The sequence below is a fragment of the Streptomyces sp. NPDC086766 genome (genome assembly GCF_044746005.1).
In the GTDB taxonomy this organism is placed as follows: domain Bacteria; phylum Actinomycetota; class Actinomycetes; order Streptomycetales; family Streptomycetaceae; genus Streptomyces.
Genome location: NZ_JBIVBI010000014.1, coordinates 165,892 through 180,573, shown reverse-complemented (window position 1 = coordinate 180,573; position 14,682 = coordinate 165,892). Strand labels below are relative to the sequence as shown.

Sequence of the window (14,682 nt, the reverse complement as noted above, 5' to 3'; positions counted from 1 at the left end):
CGAAGCTCCTGTACTACAGAGTCTGGTCGTGCTGCGCTCGGTAGCCGTGCAGGGAGGTGAAGAACGGCGACGGCTCGAGCGTGGGGTCGCCGGAATAGCCGAGCTCCTCGGCGACCGGGGCGAACGGGGAGTACGGCGAGCCCGTCTCCCGCAGGCCGGCCTCCAGGCAGCCGTGGGCGGCCGCGGCGACCCGGCCCTCGGCGGCGAGGCTCTGGGCGAGGGCCTCCTGGGCCTGTACGGCGTCGAGTTCCACGCCGTACGGCGTGCCGTCGGCGCGGCGGTACGGGTGGCCCAGGTACAGGTGCCGCGGACGGACCTCGTCACGCAGGTACTCCAGGCCGGTGCGGTAGGCGACCGGGTCCGTGTAGCCGGGGAAGCCGTTGGCGGCTCCGTGGACCTGCACGGCGTCGCCGACGAACACCGAGCGCTGCCCGTCGACGACGTAGGCGACCGATCCGGGTGTGTGGCCCGGGAGCGAGTGCACCGAGACGGTGACGTCGCCGCCCAGGGAGATGGTCTCGCCGCCCTTGAGCAGCGCGGAGGGCTCCATCTCGCCGGAGATGACGGCGTCCGCGGCGGCGGTCACCTTCGCCTCGCCCTCGGGATCGCCCAGGTAGCGGCCCCGTCCCGCGAGGTACTCCTCCACATGGGCCCGCCGCGAGCGCAGCATCGGCGCGTCGGCCTCGTGGATCACCACCTGGGCACGCCGGCCGGTGAGTTCCCACAGGGCGTACGCCCCGCCGATGTGGTCGATGTGACCGTGAGTCAGCAGGATCCAGCGCACGTCCTCGATACGGCGGCCGATCGCCTCGAGCGCGGGAGCCATCCCCTCGACGGGCGAGGAGGCGATCCCGGTGTCGACGACGGCGGGCTGTGGGGCGTCGATGAAGAAGCTGTAGAGACCGAAGCGGCCCCAGGGCGAGACCAGGGGATGGACGTTGACCGGGTGTGTCATGGCTTGGGTTTCCGAACTCATGCGTGGGGGGGCCGGGTCAGCGCCGGTCGAGGAAGTCGCGCGTCTCCGCGAAGACCCGGTGGTACTCCGGGATCCAGGAGAAGTGCTGGACGAATCCGTGGCCCGCGCCCTCGTACCGGCTCACCGTCGCCTCCACACCGGCCTCGCGCAGGCGACGGCCGTAGAGTTCGCCCTCGTCGCGCAGCGGGTCGTACTCCCCGGTGACGACGAGGGCCGGCGGCAGCCCGGTGAGGTCCGCCCGCTTGATCGGCGAGACGAGGGGGTCGGCGGGATCGGCGCCGCCGGCGAGGTAGAAGGCGTTGAAGGGCTTCAGCGCGGCCGTCTCCAGGCCGTAGCCCACGGCGTTCTCCCGCAGCGAGGCATAGCGGTCGACGTCGAAGTCCAGGTCGAGCGAGGGGTAGTAGAGGACCTGGTGCGTGATCCGGTGGAAGCCCTCGTCGTGCGCCTTGGCCGCGACCGCGGCGACGAAGGCGCCGCCGGAGCTGTCGCCGGCGAGGGCGAGGGTGGTGCCGTCCCAGGCGAGGCTCTCACCCTCCTCGGCGGCCCAGCGCACGACCGCGTGGCAGTCGTCGAGGCCGGCCGGGAAGGCGGCCTCGGGCGCCAGGCGGTAGCCGACGGAGACGACCTTGAGCCCCGTCTCCTCGGCCAGGGAACGCGCGACGTGGTCGTGCGTCTCCAGGCTGCCGAGGAAGAACGCGCCGCCGTGGAAGTAGACCAGCAGGCCGTAGCCGTCGGCCGCGGCGGGCGTGTAGATCCGCACCGGTACCTCGCCCGACGCCGTCCGCGCGGTCACGTCCTCGACCTTGTGGAGTGGCAGGCGCTCCGCAAGGGGCGGCACCTGCGCCTCCTCCGCGGCGCGCAGGGCGGCCGGGTCGAGCGGGCCCCCGTCCGGGGCGGGCAGGCCGGCGAGGACCTCGGCGATCTCAGGGTGCAGCGGCATGGGTCACTCCTTCGGGGCGGCGGTCGCGGGCTGCTGGGCCGCGGGCTTCTGGCCGGGGAAGACGTCGTTGATCTCGTCCTCCGTCCAGCCCTGGCGCGAGATGCGCTGCAACTCGTCGGTGACCGGCTTGCGGGTGGCCTGGTACAGGGCCAGCGCCTCCTTCGGGGAGTCCGCCCGCCGCAGGGCGTCGGCGAGCGCGCCGGCGTCCTCGATGGCCGAGTTGGCGCCCTGGCCCTGGTGGTGCAGCATCGAGTGGGCCGCGTCGCCGACGAGGACGACGGAGTCCGAGTGCCATGTGCCGACCGGGTCGATGTCGTAGACCGCGCGGATGTTCACGGTGTCCATGTCGAGGTCCCGCGTGATGCTCACGAGGCGGTCGTCGAAGCCCTCCACCGTGGCGAGCAGGTCGTCCTTGGTGACCTGCGGCGCCCAGGTGCCGTCCGGGCACAGCGCGGTGATGTCGAACGACACCTGGCCGCGGTGGCGCAGCGGCAGCAGGTACACCTTGGTGCCCTCGCCGATGTACATCCGCAGGTTGTCGTCGACGACCATCCCGTGGGCGGCGTCGACGGAGATGACGGCGCGGTAGGCGTGTTCGCCCGAGAACACCGGGCCCTTGTCGCCGAACAGCTCACGGCGCACCGCCGACTTGATGCCGTCGGCGCCGACGACCAGGTCGGCCTCGACGGTCTTGCCGCCCGCGAAGGTGAGGACGGCGCTGTCGCCCTCGTCCCGGACGGTCTCCAGCCTGTGGCCGAGGTGCACCATGTCCTCGGGGAGCACGCCCAGGAGCGCGTCGATGAAGTCCCCGCGGTGGATCAGATGGGTGCGGGTCTGCTCGCCGGCGGCCGGCCACGCCTCCTTCATGATCGGTTCGGCGGTGGCCGTGAGGATCTCGAAGTACTCGCTGGGCGAGCTCACCTCCGCGATCGCGTCGAAGATGCCCCACTCGCGGAACCGGTTCATGGTGGCCGGGCGCAGGCCGATGCCGGCACCGACCTCCCGGATCCGGTTCGCCTGCTCGTAGACGTCGACGGTGGCGCCGAGCAGGCTCAGGGCCTTGGCCGCCGCCGCGCCGCCGTATCCCGCGCCGACGACGGCGATCCTCAGGTTCTTCAGGTCGGAGAGCTGCATGGTGGTTCTCTCTACTTCTGGATGGTCAGGAAGTCGGCCGGGTTGTCGACGAAGATCGTCTCGATGGCGGCCTCGTCGAGGCCCGCGGCGCGGAGGTCCGGGATGAGGTCCTCGAAGATGTAGTTGACGGTGTGTCCCTTCACCCCCGGCCAGCCCAGCGGGCTGCAGTTGGCGTCGGCGGACGCGAGGACCTGCTTCAGCCGGCCTTCGCCGATGAACCTCAGGAAGTGGTCCAGCCGCTCCTTGCGGGGGCGGGCCCAGAACGGCGGGTCCGGCAGCTCCGTCTCGTAGCCGAAGGTGTCGAAGCCGATGCGGCCGCCCTGCTCCGCGATCCAGACGTCCCGCGTCCTGTCGGCGTTCACGCCGTCGTCGACGTGACCGAACAGGACGCGGTGCAGGGGCAGGCCCTCCTCGGCGAAGACGGCGATCGCGTTCTCGGCGTCGATCGCGAGGTGGGTCAGGATCGGCACGCCGGTGGTGAGCGAGGCCCGGGCCGCGGCGCGGTAGATGCGCTTGTCCAGCTCCGTCATACGGCCGCCGCGGCTCACGCCGACCTTGATGACCCCGGCGAGGCCGCCGGTGCCGCCGATGCCGACGGTGATCTCGTGGACGAACTGCCGGGTCAGGTAGTCCACGTCGGCCCGGGCGAAGTGCGGCAGGGCGGTGTCGCCGCCGACGAAGCCGGTGCAGGCGACGATGTGGACGCCGGTCTTCGCGGACAGCGACCTGTAGTGGTCGACGTCGCGGCCGTTGCAGATCCCGGTCGCGTCGACGAAGGTGCCGCCGCCGTACTCGTGGAAGGCGCGCAGCTTCGGGACGGTCTCCTCGTACCGCTGCTCGGGGGTCTTCCACCACTTCGTGTCCAGCTCGGAGCCGGGCATGCCGTAGCCGATGTGCTCGTGGACGGCCACGAGCCCCAGCTCCTCGGTCGGCACCGGCCCCAGGACGGTATTCACTCGCGACACGGAACTCACCTTCGACGAAGAGAACTTGATGGGCGTTCGCGTCGGGCGCGCTCAGCGCACCGACAGCAGGCGGCGCGGGTTCTCCACGAGAATCCGCTGTACGTCCTCGTCGCTGAGGCCCTGTGCCCTCAGGAGCGGGACGAAGGTGGTCAGGACGTGGCTGTACGGCCGGTCGTCCGCGGGGTGGCCCTTCGCCACGCCGGTCGCGTTGCACGAGAGCAGGATCCGGTCGCCGAAGCCGTCCCGTACGAGGCCGGCGACCAGGGCGGCGCGCTCGGCGTCGGTGAGGTGCGCCTCGTCCTCCGTGCCGACGTGGTCGACCGCGACGTAGGCGCCCAGGCGGGCGATCTCGTGGGGCGTGCCGGCGGCGACGGCGTCCCTGCGGTCGAGTCCGCCGACGACGACGCGGTCGGCCGGCAGCTTCTCGTCCAGGACGATGCCGAGGTCGTGGACGGCGTCGCTCCCGTAGCGGATGGAGACGGCGACGCCGGTGCGCAGGGCCGTCCGCGCCGCACCGCGGAACAGGCTCTCGTCGGTCGCCGTCATGCCTTCGGCGGTCGCGGTGGTGGCCACCAGGCCGGCGGCGCCGCGGCGCTCCACACGGGGGACCACCATGCCCTCGGTGACCTCCTTGGTGAAGAGATCGGCGAACTTCTCCGCGGGCCACGGCGTGGGCGGGTTGGTCTGCGGCGTGAGGAAGTAGCCGCCGAGCATCTCCTCCGGGCCCTGGCCCGTCGAGGCGACGATGTGGACGCCGGTCGCGCGGGAGAGGGTCTCGTACAGCCGGACGTCCCGGCCGTGGAACATGCCGGTGCTGTCGACGATCGTGCCGCCGCCGTGGGCGCGGAAGTCCTTGAGCTTGGCGGCGAGGGTCTCGAAGACCTCGGCGCGGTCGATGGTGATGTCGAAGGCGTACTCCGCGCCCGGAACCACCGACAGCAGGGACTCGTGGACCGACACGACGCCCAGTTCCCCGGCCGGCACCGGGCCCAGGACGGTGTTCACGGTGGTGCTCTTGCCGCTCATGCCTGCCTCACGTGTCCGGGATGGGGTGCACAGCACCCTGTCGTCGCCGTCACGTTAGCCATTCGCTTTACATGACGTCAATGAAACGAACGGTGAGAAAAATTTATGCACTGAGAGTAGCAGTCGAAGCATTCATGAACCGGGTGCATGTATCGGCATGCGCATCATTCACTTGCCGAATGGGAGACCGGGCCCTTCACTGGCGGCATGACCACGCCGCCCGTCTCCGACATCGACCTCTTCGCCGACGAGGTCGCCCTCGACCCCTACCCTGTCTACGCCGAACTGCGGGACCAGGGCCCCGTCGTCCATCTGCGGAAGAACGACGTGTACGTCCTGACGCGGTACGACGTCGTCCGGGACGCGCTCGCGGACTGGGAGTCGTTCTCCTCGACCTCGATCGCGTTCAATCCGATGGCCAACGAGGCGCTCACCGGCACCTCGCTCGCGTCCGACCCGCCGGCGCACACCCAGCTGCGCGCCACCCTCACCGAGAACCTCTCGCCGCGCGCGCTGCGCGGCCTCAAGGTCCGGATCGAGGCGAAGGCGGACGCCCTCGTCGCCGAGCTCGTCGAGAGGGGCTCCTTCGAGGCCGTCGACGCCCTCGCCCGCGCCTTCCCGCTGGAGGTCGTCGCGGACCTGATCGGTTTCACCGGCCACGTCCGCGACAACATGCTGCGCTGGGGCCAGGCCGCCATGCAGGTCCTCGGTCCGATGAACCGGCGCACGGCCGAGAGTTTCCCGATCGCCGGTGAGCTCTACGGCTGGTGCTCCCAGGTCGAGGCCGCCGACCTGGCCGAAGGGTCCGTCGGCCGCGGCATCTTCGACGCCGAGGCGCGCGGCGCGGTCCCGCCGGGCACGGCCGGCCACATCATCCACCAGTACCTCGGCGCGGGGGTCGACACCACCGTGGCGGCGATCGGCAACATCGTCGCCCTCTTCGCGGCGCACCCCGAGCAGCTCGACCTGGTCCGCGCGGACCCGTCGCTGGTACCGGCGGCGTTCAACGAGGTGCTGCGCTTCTGGCCCCCCGTCAACGCCTGGGGCCGACGGGCCACCCGGGACGTCGACGTCGACGGGACCGTCGTCCCGGCGGGCTCGCAGACCGCGGTCCTGCTCGGAGCCGGAAACCGCGACCCCCGGCACTACGAGAACCCGGATGCCTTCCTCGTCGAGCGCAACCCGGTCGACCATCTCTCGTTCGGCTACGGCCCGCACGGCTGCGCCGGCCAGGGACTCGCCCGCCTGGAGGCCCACGCCGTGATCGAAGCACTGTCCCGGCGCGTCAAGCGCCTGGTCGTCGGACCCGAGGTCCGTGTCCCCGCCAACATCACCCGGAGCATCGAAAAGCTCCCCGTCCTGGAGGTGATCCCCGCATGAGGATCGTTCTCGACCGCCCCCGCTGCGAGGGCCACGGCCTGTGCGAGGAGGCCGCCCCGCGGCTCATGCACCTCGACGACGAGGGCGAGCTCGTGCTCGACCGCGAGGAGGTCGGCGAGGCCGACGCCGCCCTGGCGAAGGCCGCGGCCCGCGTGTGCCCGGTCGCGGCGCTGAGGGTCGTATGAGCGGGGGCGCGCCGAACCGGGTCGTCGTCGTGGGCAACGGGATCGCCGGGCTCACCGCGGCCGACACGCTCCGGGAGGCCGGCTTCGACGGCGAGCTGACCGTCGTCAGCGACGAACCGCACCCGGCGTACAGCCGCCCGGCCCTGTCGAAGGCGCTGCTGCTCGACGGCGACGGCATGTCGCCGCACGTGCTTCCGCCGGCCGGCCACGGGGCGACGGAGCTGCTGGGCGTGCGCGCGACCGGGCTCGATCCCGACCGCCGGCTCGTCGCCCTCGACGACGGTACGGCTCTGCCGTACGACCGCCTCGTGGTCGCCACCGGTTCCCGGGCGCGGCGATTGTCCGGCCTTCCCGAGGAGTTCACCCTGCGTGGGCTGGATGACGCGCTGTCCCTGCGCAGCCGACTGGCGGGACGGCCGTCGGTGGTCGTGGTGGGCGGGGGCCCGCTCGGCATGGAGATCGCCTCGGGGTGCCTGGCCGCCGGCTGCCGGGTCACCCTCGTCTCCCAGGGGGTGCCGCTGACCCTTCAGCTCGGTCCGTACCTCGCCGGCGTCTTCGTCGGGGCCGCGCTGGACCTCGGCCTCACCGTCGTCGAGACGGGGTCGGCACGGCTCGAGGGGCACGAGGGGGACGCCCGGGTCGTCCTCGACGACGGCACGGTCCTCCAGGCGGACATCCTCCTGACCGCGGTCGGCGACGTGCCCAACACCGAGTGGCTCGCGGACACGGGACTCACGGCGAAGGGCGTCGTCCCGGTCGACTCGCGGGGGCTGGTCCGCCCCGACATCGCCGCCGTGGGCGACCTCGCGGCCTTCCCCACGCCGCGCGGGCCGCGCCGCGTCCCCCTGTGGAGCAGCGCGATCGAGCAGGCGAAGGTCGCCGCGAGGGCACTCGTGCGCGGCGACGAGGCGCCGCCGCTGCGGTTCCAGACGTACTTCTGGACCGAGCAGTTCGGGCTGAGCCTGAAGGTGGTCGGCGACCTGCCGCTGGACGGGGAACCGTCGTACGTCGACGGCGGGCCCGGCGGCGGGCCGGCGCTGATGCGCTGGTCGCACGACGACGGCACCGGGGTGGCCGCGGCGCTCGACTACCGGATCCCGATCCCCCGGCTGCGGCGTCTGACCCGGGCCGCCGCGTAGGGTTCGCTCCATGGGCGACCACGGAGAGGGCACCACGGGCTCGGGTCTGGACCGACTGGCGTCGGTCAACCTCAACCTGCTGGTGCCCCTCCTCGCGCTCCTCGAGGAGCGTTCGGTGACCAGGGCGGCGGAACGGGTCGGCCTGTCCCAGCCGGCGATGAGCCACGCCCTCACGAGGATGCGGCGTCTGCTGGGTGACGATCTCGTCGTCCGACAGGGGACGGGCGTCACGCTGACCCCGCGGGCCCTCGAGCTGATCGCGCCGCTGCGCAGTGCCCTGCGGCAGACGGCACGCATCGTGGACTTCCCCTCCTTCGACCCCGCCACGGATCAGCGCGTCATCACGATCGCCATGACGAACAGCACGGCGTTCGTCATCGGCCCCCGGCTGTCGCGGCTCGTCGCCGAGCGCGCTCCCCGCGCCACGTTGCGGCTGCGTACGATCACGGTGCCGACCGAAGCCACCTTCACCGACAAGGGCGTCGACGTCGTGCTGATCTCCGAAGGGCACTTCTCGCCGTATCCGCGGGAGCGCCTGTACGACGACCGCTGCGTGGTGGTGGCCGCCGCGGACACGCCACCGGAAGCCGGCGCCCTCGATCTCCTGACCACCCAGCCGCACGTCGTCGTCGACACCGAACGGCGCGTCTTCCCGTACGCGGTGCTGGAGGAGAAGGGGGTCCCCTATCGCGTCGGCCGGTTGATCTCCGACTTCCTGCTGGTGCCCTTCCTGGTCGCCCGCGCGGGTGGCGTCGCTCTCCTGCGCCACCGGGTCGCCGCCACCATGCGGACGCTCGCCGACCTGCGGATCGAGGAGTTCCCGTTCCCGATCCCCGGGCTCGGGATCGACATGGTCTGGAACCCCCGGCTGGCTGATCACCACTTCGTCGAGTGGCTGCGCGCGCTGCTGTTCGACGCGGCGTCGCACGACGACTGACGCCGACCGGCCGCGCCGGTCAGGCCTTGCCGGACCGGATCAGGTCAGCAGCGCCACCCAGCTGGCGCTGAGCTCGTCGAGCATCTGCTCACGGGTGAGCTTCCAGTCGGCGCGGTGCCAGTTCTGGGCGACGAAGTCGAGCTGGGCCATCGCGAGCACGCCCCGGAAGTGACGCTGATGGGGCTCGAACCGCCCGGCCGCCGTCAGCCCGTCCTCGATGTCGCTGATGGCCTCCTCCAGCCATCGCTCGACCAGGCCGGCGAGTTCCGGCTCGATGGCCGCGGCATCGCGGCCGATGCGGATGATCGGCCGGATGGCCGGCCAGCTGTCGGCGGTTCGCCGCAGCCACGCCCTGATCGCCTCCGGCGTCCCTTCGACGACGGTGGCGACGAGGTCCTGAGCCGTCGAGCCGTGCTCGGGGGAGCGGACGCGCTGCAGCGCCTCGTTGAGCTGCTCGTCGATGAGCGCCTTCATCAGGTCGCTGCGGGAGGGGAAGTACGCGTAGAACGTGACGCGTGTGGTGCCCGCGGCGGTGGCGATGTCGTCGACCGTCGTGGCGGCGTACCCCTTGGTCTTGAACAGCTCGAGTCCCGACTCCAGCAGCAGACGGCGCGTCATCCGCTTCTGCGCCTCACGAAGGTTCGCCATGCCGGGATCCTAACGCGCCGCCTTTACTGACCGTAAAGCGAGGGGCTCACGGGAGCAGGTCGACGGCGAGGCGTTCCCGCAGTTCCGCGACCGTGGTGCCGTACGTCTCCAGTACCCGCACCCCGTCCGGGCCGGGGACGAACACGCCGTGGTCGGTGTAGACCACGCTCACGCAGGCGGCCCCGGTGAGCGGGTACGTGCACGCGGGGACGAGCTTGGCGGCGCCGTCCCGGGTGAACAGCCGCATCATCACCAGGACCCGCCGCGCTCCGACCGCGAGGTCCATCGCGCCGCCCACGGCGGGGATGGCGTCGGGGTCTCCGGTGTGCCAGTTGGCCAGGTCGCCGTGTGCCGAGACCTCGAACGCCCCGAGGACGCACACGTCCAGGTGGCCGCCGCGCATCATCCCGAAGGAGTCGGCGTGGTGGAAGTACGCCGCCCCGGGCAGCTCGGTGACCGGTACCTTCCCGGCGTTGGTGAGGTCCGGGTCCACCCGGTCGCCCACGGCGGCCGGCCCCATGCCGAGCATGCCGTTCTCGGTGTGCAGCACGATCCCGGCGTCCGGTGACAGGTGCTCGGCGATCCGGGTCGGCTGCCCGATGCCGAGGTTGACGTAGGCGCCGGGCGGGATGTCGCGGGCGATGCGGGCCGCGAGTTCGTCGGTGGTGAGCGGGCCCCGGCCGGTGTGCTCCACGGGGGCCGCGGGCGGTGTGAGCGTCATCAGCGGGCTCCTTGCACGGTGAGCCGGCGGGCCTCGGCCCGTACGAGGCGGTCGACGAAGATACCCGGGGTGACCACGGTCTCCGGGTCGATCCCTCCGGCGGGCACGATGCCGGTGACCTGGGCGACGACCGTGGTGGCCGCGGTCGCCATGACGGGGCCGAAGTTCCGGGCGGTCTTGCGGTAGACGAGGTTGCCCATGGTGTCCGCCCGGTGCGCCGAGATCAGGGCCACGTCCCCCTTGATCGGGTACTCCAGGACGTAGGCGCGTCCGTCGATCTCCCTGGCCTCCTTGCCCTCCGCCAGCGAGGTGCCGACGCCGACGGGGCTGTAGAAGGCGCCGATGCCGGCTCCGGCGGCGCGCATCCGCTCGGCGAGCGTGCCCTGCGGTACGACCTCCAGGTCGACGCGGCCGGCCCGGTACAGGTCGTCGAACACGTAGGAGTCGCTCTGCCGGGGGAAGGAGCAGATCACCTTGCGCACCCGGCCCGCCTTGAGCAGTGCGGCCAGGCCGACGTCCCCGTTCCCCGCGTTGTTGGACACCACCGTGAGGTCGCCCGCGCCCTGCCGGATCAGTGCGTCGATCAGGTCGAACGGCATGCCCGCCAGGCCGAATCCGCCCACCAGGACCGTCGATCCGTCCTCCACGCCCGCCACGGCCTCGTCCGCCGTCGCGGCGATGGTCACGCCCATCAGCGGCTCACCTCGTCGGTGACGTTCTCCAGGACCACGGCGAGGGCCTGGCCCACGCCGATGCAGATCGCCGCCACGCCCCAGCGCGCACGCCGCTGCCGCAGCACCTTCGCCAGGGTGGCGAGGAGCCGGCCGCCGGAGGCGCCCAGCGGATGCCCGAGGGCGATGGCACCGCCCCGGGTGTTGACGATCTCCGGGTCGATGCCCCAGGCGTCCACGCAGGCGAGCGACTGCACCGCGAACGCCTCGTTCAACTCGACCGCGCCCACGTCGCCCCAGCCGATGTCGGCGCGGCGCAGTGCCCGCTCGGCGGCCTCCACGGGGGCGAAGCCGAACAGCCGCGGGTCGACCGCGTGCACCCCGCGTCCGGCGATGCGGGCGACGGGGTCCAGCCCGATCCGGTCGGCCGCTGCCGCGGTGCCCAACAGTACGGCGGACGCCCCGTCGCTCAGCGGGGAGGCGTTGCCGGCCGTGATCGTCCCGTCCGGGCGGAACGACGGCTTCAGTGCCGCCAGCTTGCCGGGGTCGGTGCCGGGGCGGATGCCCTCGTCCCGGGTGAGTCCCGCCACGGGGACGACCAACTCGTCGTAGAAGCCCTCGTCCCATGCCCGGGCCGCGAGCCGGTGGGAGCGCGCCGCGAACGCGTCCTGCCGCTCCCGGGAGATCGAGAACTTCTCCTGGAGCAGTTCGTTGCACTCCCCCAGCGACGCCGTCCACTCCTCGGGCATCGCGGGGTTGACCAGCCGCCAGCCCAGGGTCGTGGAGACGGCCGTGACGTTCCCGGCGGGGTGGGCGCGGTCCGGCTTGGGCAGCACCCAGGGCGCGCGGGTCATGGACTCCACCCCGCCCGCCACGACGATGTCGGCGTCGCCGGACTCCAGGGTGCGCGAGGCGATGACGGCCGCGTCCAGGCCGGACCCGCACAGCCGGTTCACGGTGGTGGCCGGCACGCTCACCGGCAGTCCGGCCAGCAGCACCGCCATCCGGCCGACGTTGCGGTTGTCCTCCCCGGCGCCGTTCGCGTTGCCCCACACCACGTCGCCGATCGCGGCGCGGTCCAGGTCCGGTGCCTGCTCCAGCACCCCGGTCAGCGCGGTGGCCGCGAGATCGTCCGGTCGCACCCCGGCCAGGGCTCCGCCGAACCGGCCGAACGGAGTACGGGCCGCCGTGTAGAGGTAGGCGTCCTTCATCGGAGGCGCCCCCCGGCCAGGGCGGCGGCCTCCGGCTCGTCGACGTGGACCGAGGACAGCGGGACGGGCGTGAACATGGGGGGTTCCTCGTCCGGCGTCAGCGCGGTCGGGCCGTACAGCCAGTCCACGAAGGAGTAGTCGTAGGTGTCGCGGGCGCGGAGCAGGACGTTGCGCTGCTCGCGGGCGACGCCGTCGAGGTGCCAGAGTTCGCCCCACGCGCGGGACGTGGTCAGCACGCGGCGGCAGTGCTCCGGACGGACGGCCTCGTAGGCGGCGAGGGCGGTGTCCCAGTCGATCGTGCCGTCCTCGGCGCGGTTGCGGGCGACGTGCTCGCCGAGGACCCAGCCGTCCTCGACGGCCATGATGGCGCCCTGCGCGATGTACTGCAGCGGGGGGTGCGCGGAGTCGCCGAGCAGCGCGATCCGGCCGTGGACCCAGTTCATGACCGGCTCGCGGTCGAACATCCGCCACCACTTGTCCCGCCACATGAACGGCAGGCCCTCCCGCACGAAACCGCAGGTCCCGGCGAAGGCGTCGTCGAGCTCGTCCGGGGTGCCCCAGTCCTCCTGGCCGGCGAGCGCCTTGGGGGATTCGAAGACGGCGACCTGGTTGAGGAGTTCGCCGCCGCGCAGGCCGTAGTGGACGAAGTGGCAGCGCGGGCCGACGTGGACCACGACCTCGCTGAGGTCGGTGCCCTGCACGCGGGGCGTCTCGGCGGGCACGGTGCCGCGGTAGGCGACGTACGCGGAGGAGACGGGCCGGTCGTCGACGAGGAGCTTGCGGGCGACGGAGTGCAGGCCGTCGGCGGCGATGACCAGTCCGGCCTCGTGCACCGCGCCCGAGGCGAGGGTGACGCGGGCGCCGTTCCCGGTGTTCTCGTACGAGGTGACCCGGGAGTCGGTGACCAGCTCGACCCCGGCCCGCTCGCAGGCGCGCAGCAGCAGTCCGTGCAGGTCGCTGCGGTGGATCACCATGTACGGGTAGCCGAAGCGCTTCTCCAGGTCGCGCAGGTCGAGGCGGGTCAGCTCGTCCCCGTCGACGGCGTCGCGCAGGACCATCGCGTCCGGGACGACGCCGAGGCTCTTGGCCTCCTCCAAGAGGCCGTAGTCGTCCAGGATGCGGGTGCAGTTGGGGGCGAGCTGGATGCCGGCGCCGACCTCGCCGAAGGCGGGGGCGCTCTCCAGCAGGCGCACGTCCAGGCCCTGGCGGGTCAGGGAGAACGCCGCGCCCAGGCCGCCGATCCCGCCGCCGACGACGATCACGTCAGGGTTCGTCATGGAACTTCCTCACTCTCAGAGCCACGGGCCGAGCTCGGGAGCGTCGGCGAGCGTGTGGGGCCGTCCGGCCAGCCAGGCGGCGACCTCGGGAAGAGGGCCGTCGGGCAGCTCGGTCAGCCCGCGTCGGGTGCCGATCTCGTCGGCCAGGGCGGACAGGAAGTCCGCCGGTAGGTCGGCGAAGGTGACGCCGGTGCCGAAGTCGACCGCGTGGACGCAGGTCTCCCGGGACCGCATCCAGGGCAGCTCGGTGGCGGGGACGGTACGGCCCTGGGCGGTGACGACCTTGTTCTGCCACTGCTCGTCGGTGAGTTCGTCCAGGTCCGTGCCGAGCCGGCGGGCCGAGTCGGCCAGCCGGGCGCGCAGTTCGCCGGCGGAGAGGGCCGGGCCCCTGGCGATGCCGGCGGCGCGCTCCTCGAGGGAGGCGTACATCGGCGTCTCCTCGCCGGTGGCCGCCCAGTGCGCGAGGTTGCACAGGGCGTCGGCGTTGGCGGCGACGTGCGCGGCCAGGTGCTTGCGGGTCCAGCCGGGCAGCACGCTGGGGGCGGCGAAGCCGGCCTCGTCGAGGTCCGCGACGGCGGCCAGTACCAGCTCGGTGCCGGTACGGGCCCAGGCGCGCGCGTCGGCGAACGTCCGCGGGGTGCCGGTCATGCCGCGACCACCTTGTTGATGCAGGCGCCCAGGCCGGCGATCTCGGTGACCACGGTCTGGCCGGGGAGCAGGAACACCTTGGGGTCGCGGGCGTTGCCCACGCCTGCCGGGGTCCCGGTGGCGATGATGTCGCCCGGCTTCAGGGTGATGACGGTGGAGATGTACCGCACCAGGAAGACGGGGTCGAACAGCAGCGTGCCGGTGCCGTCCCGCTGCACGACCTGGCCGTCGACGACCGTCCTGACCTCCAGCGCGGGACGGACCCCGCCGGCCTCGTCGGGGGTGACGACATAGGGCCCGACCGGGGTGGAGGCCTCCCAGATCTTGCCCTGGGTCCATTCGATGGTGCGGAACTGCCAGTCGCGCACCGAGACGTCGTTCATGACGGTGAAGCCGGCGATGGCGTCGGCGGCCTGACGCTCGTCGGCGCGGCGCACCTCCTTGCCGATCACGACGGCCAGTTCGACCTCCCAGTCGAGCGCGTCGGTCTCGGCCGGCTTGACGATGTCGTCGCCCGCGCCCAGCAGGGTCTCGGCGAACTTCGGGAAGAGCGTCGGGTAGTCGGGCAGGTCCCGGCCCATCTCCTTGATGTGGTTGGTGTAGTTGTGGCCCACGCAGACGACCTTGGACGGGTTCGGGACGACAGGCGCGAAGTCCGCGCCCTCGACCGGGTACGTGGTGCCGGAGGAGGCGGCGGCCCTGGACCGCCAGTCGGCCTCGGCGAACAGCTCGCCCAGGTCGGAGTACCCGAGGTCGACGAGGACCTCGCCGTCGAGGCGGACCGCCCGGGTCCCTTCGGCGGTGCGGATGGTGGCGAGCTTCAT

Annotated in this window: 16 protein-coding genes; 4 read left to right on the top strand and 12 right to left on the bottom strand. The window is 72.3% G+C overall.

Annotated features, from left to right (window positions below):
* Positions 1-13: 13 nt before the first annotated feature.
* From ACIPM1_RS24995 to ACIPM1_RS24975, 5 genes are read right to left on the bottom strand one after another with little or no spacing between them, the layout of a single operon-like run.
* Positions 14-955, bottom strand: coding sequence for an MBL fold metallo-hydrolase (locus tag ACIPM1_RS24995; RefSeq protein WP_402438276.1), 942 nt, complete (start codon positions 953-955; stop codon positions 14-16).
* Between the two features lie 37 nt (positions 956-992).
* Positions 993-1,916: an alpha/beta hydrolase gene (locus ACIPM1_RS24990; protein WP_402438273.1), complete on the bottom strand. Its 924-nt coding sequence runs from the start codon at positions 1,914-1,916 to the stop codon at positions 993-995.
* Between the two features lie 3 nt (positions 1,917-1,919).
* The gene (locus ACIPM1_RS24985; protein ID WP_402438270.1) at positions 1,920-3,050 is read right to left on the bottom strand and encodes an FAD-dependent oxidoreductase; all 1,131 of its coding nucleotides are present in this window, start codon (positions 3,048-3,050) and stop codon (positions 1,920-1,922) included.
* Positions 3,051-3,061: 11 nt separating this feature from the next.
* A complete protein-coding gene (locus ACIPM1_RS24980) occupies positions 3,062-4,015 on the bottom strand; it encodes a phosphotriesterase (protein ID WP_402438268.1) in 954 nt (317 codons plus the stop codon).
* Positions 4,016-4,066: 51 nt separating this feature from the next.
* Positions 4,067-5,041, bottom strand: a complete 975-nt coding sequence (locus ACIPM1_RS24975) for a phosphotriesterase (RefSeq protein WP_402438265.1) — start codon at positions 5,039-5,041, stop codon at positions 4,067-4,069.
* A gap of 207 nt (positions 5,042-5,248) precedes the next feature.
* Here ACIPM1_RS24975 and ACIPM1_RS24970 point away from each other — a divergent pair, with 207 nt between their 5' ends.
* The 4 genes from ACIPM1_RS24970 to ACIPM1_RS24955 are packed head-to-tail and all read left to right on the top strand — an operon-like array spanning position 5,249 to position 8,682.
* The gene (locus ACIPM1_RS24970; protein WP_402438262.1) at positions 5,249-6,421 is read left to right on the top strand and encodes a cytochrome P450; all 1,173 of its coding nucleotides are present in this window, start codon (positions 5,249-5,251) and stop codon (positions 6,419-6,421) included.
* Positions 6,418-6,606, top strand: coding sequence for a ferredoxin (locus ACIPM1_RS24965; protein WP_402438259.1), 189 nt, complete (start codon positions 6,418-6,420; stop codon positions 6,604-6,606). Before ACIPM1_RS24970 ends, ACIPM1_RS24965 begins: the two co-directional genes overlap by 4 nt.
* The gene (locus ACIPM1_RS24960; protein ID WP_402438256.1) at positions 6,603-7,745 is read left to right on the top strand and encodes an NAD(P)/FAD-dependent oxidoreductase; all 1,143 of its coding nucleotides are present in this window, start codon (positions 6,603-6,605) and stop codon (positions 7,743-7,745) included. Before ACIPM1_RS24965 ends, ACIPM1_RS24960 begins: the two co-directional genes overlap by 4 nt.
* A 10-nt stretch (positions 7,746-7,755) precedes the next feature.
* Positions 7,756-8,682: a LysR family transcriptional regulator gene (locus ACIPM1_RS24955; RefSeq protein WP_402438253.1), complete on the top strand. Its 927-nt coding sequence runs from the start codon at positions 7,756-7,758 to the stop codon at positions 8,680-8,682.
* Positions 8,683-8,721: 39 nt separating this feature from the next.
* Here ACIPM1_RS24955 and ACIPM1_RS24950 read toward each other — a convergent pair whose 3' ends face one another.
* Genes ACIPM1_RS24950 through ACIPM1_RS24920 form a run of 7 tightly spaced genes read right to left on the bottom strand, consistent with a single transcriptional unit; the run spans position 8,722 to position 14,682 of the window.
* A complete protein-coding gene (locus ACIPM1_RS24950) occupies positions 8,722-9,330 on the bottom strand; it encodes a TetR/AcrR family transcriptional regulator (RefSeq protein WP_402438251.1) in 609 nt (202 codons plus the stop codon).
* Between the two features lie 46 nt (positions 9,331-9,376).
* A complete protein-coding gene (locus ACIPM1_RS24945) occupies positions 9,377-10,051 on the bottom strand; it encodes a 3-oxoacid CoA-transferase subunit B (RefSeq protein ID WP_402438248.1) in 675 nt (224 codons plus the stop codon).
* On the bottom strand, positions 10,051-10,743 hold the full coding sequence (locus tag ACIPM1_RS24940; protein WP_402438245.1) for a 3-oxoacid CoA-transferase subunit A: 693 nt from the start codon (positions 10,741-10,743) through the stop codon (positions 10,051-10,053). Before ACIPM1_RS24940 ends, ACIPM1_RS24945 begins: the two co-directional genes overlap by 1 nt.
* Positions 10,743-11,933: a thiolase family protein gene (locus ACIPM1_RS24935; protein ID WP_402438242.1), complete on the bottom strand. Its 1,191-nt coding sequence runs from the start codon at positions 11,931-11,933 to the stop codon at positions 10,743-10,745. Before ACIPM1_RS24935 ends, ACIPM1_RS24940 begins: the two co-directional genes overlap by 1 nt.
* Positions 11,930-13,210 (bottom strand): FAD-dependent oxidoreductase, encoded by a 1,281-nt coding sequence (locus tag ACIPM1_RS24930; RefSeq protein WP_402438239.1) that lies wholly within the window; start codon positions 13,208-13,210, stop codon positions 11,930-11,932. The genes ACIPM1_RS24935 and ACIPM1_RS24930 overlap by 4 nt, the downstream gene beginning before the upstream one ends.
* 15 nt (positions 13,211-13,225) lie before the next feature.
* On the bottom strand, positions 13,226-13,858 hold the full coding sequence (locus tag ACIPM1_RS24925) for a maleylpyruvate isomerase family mycothiol-dependent enzyme (protein ID WP_402438236.1): 633 nt from the start codon (positions 13,856-13,858) through the stop codon (positions 13,226-13,228).
* Complete coding sequence (locus tag ACIPM1_RS24920; RefSeq protein ID WP_402438233.1) at positions 13,855-14,682, bottom strand: fumarylacetoacetate hydrolase family protein; 828 nt, start codon at positions 14,680-14,682, stop codon at positions 13,855-13,857. The genes ACIPM1_RS24925 and ACIPM1_RS24920 overlap by 4 nt, the downstream gene beginning before the upstream one ends.

What these genes read in the sequence shown, in the direction of transcription:
- ACIPM1_RS24970 (WP_402438262.1), top strand. Translation starts at nt 5,249, where the DNA reads ATGACCACGCCGCCCGTCTCCGACATCGACCTCTTCGCCGACGAGGTC.
- ACIPM1_RS24995 (WP_402438276.1), bottom strand. Translation starts at nt 955, where the DNA reads ATGACACACCCGGTCAACGTCCATCCCCTGGTCTCGCCCTGGGGCCGC.
- ACIPM1_RS24920 (WP_402438233.1), bottom strand. Translation starts at nt 14,682, where the DNA reads ATGAAGCTCGCCACCATCCGCACCGCCGAAGGGACCCGGGCGGTCCGC.
- ACIPM1_RS24930 (WP_402438239.1), bottom strand. Translation starts at nt 13,210, where the DNA reads ATGACGAACCCTGACGTGATCGTCGTCGGCGGCGGGATCGGCGGCCTG.
- ACIPM1_RS24985 (WP_402438270.1), bottom strand. Translation starts at nt 3,050, where the DNA reads ATGCAGCTCTCCGACCTGAAGAACCTGAGGATCGCCGTCGTCGGCGCG.
- ACIPM1_RS24955 (WP_402438253.1), top strand. Translation starts at nt 7,756, where the DNA reads ATGGGCGACCACGGAGAGGGCACCACGGGCTCGGGTCTGGACCGACTG.
- ACIPM1_RS24965 (WP_402438259.1), top strand. Translation starts at nt 6,418, where the DNA reads ATGAGGATCGTTCTCGACCGCCCCCGCTGCGAGGGCCACGGCCTGTGC.
- ACIPM1_RS24935 (WP_402438242.1), bottom strand. Translation starts at nt 11,933, where the DNA reads ATGAAGGACGCCTACCTCTACACGGCGGCCCGTACTCCGTTCGGCCGG.
- ACIPM1_RS24990 (WP_402438273.1), bottom strand. Translation starts at nt 1,916, where the DNA reads ATGCCGCTGCACCCTGAGATCGCCGAGGTCCTCGCCGGCCTGCCCGCC.
- ACIPM1_RS24945 (WP_402438248.1), bottom strand. Translation starts at nt 10,051, where the DNA reads ATGACGCTCACACCGCCCGCGGCCCCCGTGGAGCACACCGGCCGGGGC.
- ACIPM1_RS24925 (WP_402438236.1), bottom strand. Translation starts at nt 13,858, where the DNA reads ATGACCGGCACCCCGCGGACGTTCGCCGACGCGCGCGCCTGGGCCCGT.
- ACIPM1_RS24975 (WP_402438265.1), bottom strand. Translation starts at nt 5,041, where the DNA reads ATGAGCGGCAAGAGCACCACCGTGAACACCGTCCTGGGCCCGGTGCCG.
- ACIPM1_RS24960 (WP_402438256.1), top strand. Translation starts at nt 6,603, where the DNA reads ATGAGCGGGGGCGCGCCGAACCGGGTCGTCGTCGTGGGCAACGGGATC.
- ACIPM1_RS24950 (WP_402438251.1), bottom strand. Translation starts at nt 9,330, where the DNA reads ATGGCGAACCTTCGTGAGGCGCAGAAGCGGATGACGCGCCGTCTGCTG.
- ACIPM1_RS24940 (WP_402438245.1), bottom strand. Translation starts at nt 10,743, where the DNA reads ATGGGCGTGACCATCGCCGCGACGGCGGACGAGGCCGTGGCGGGCGTG.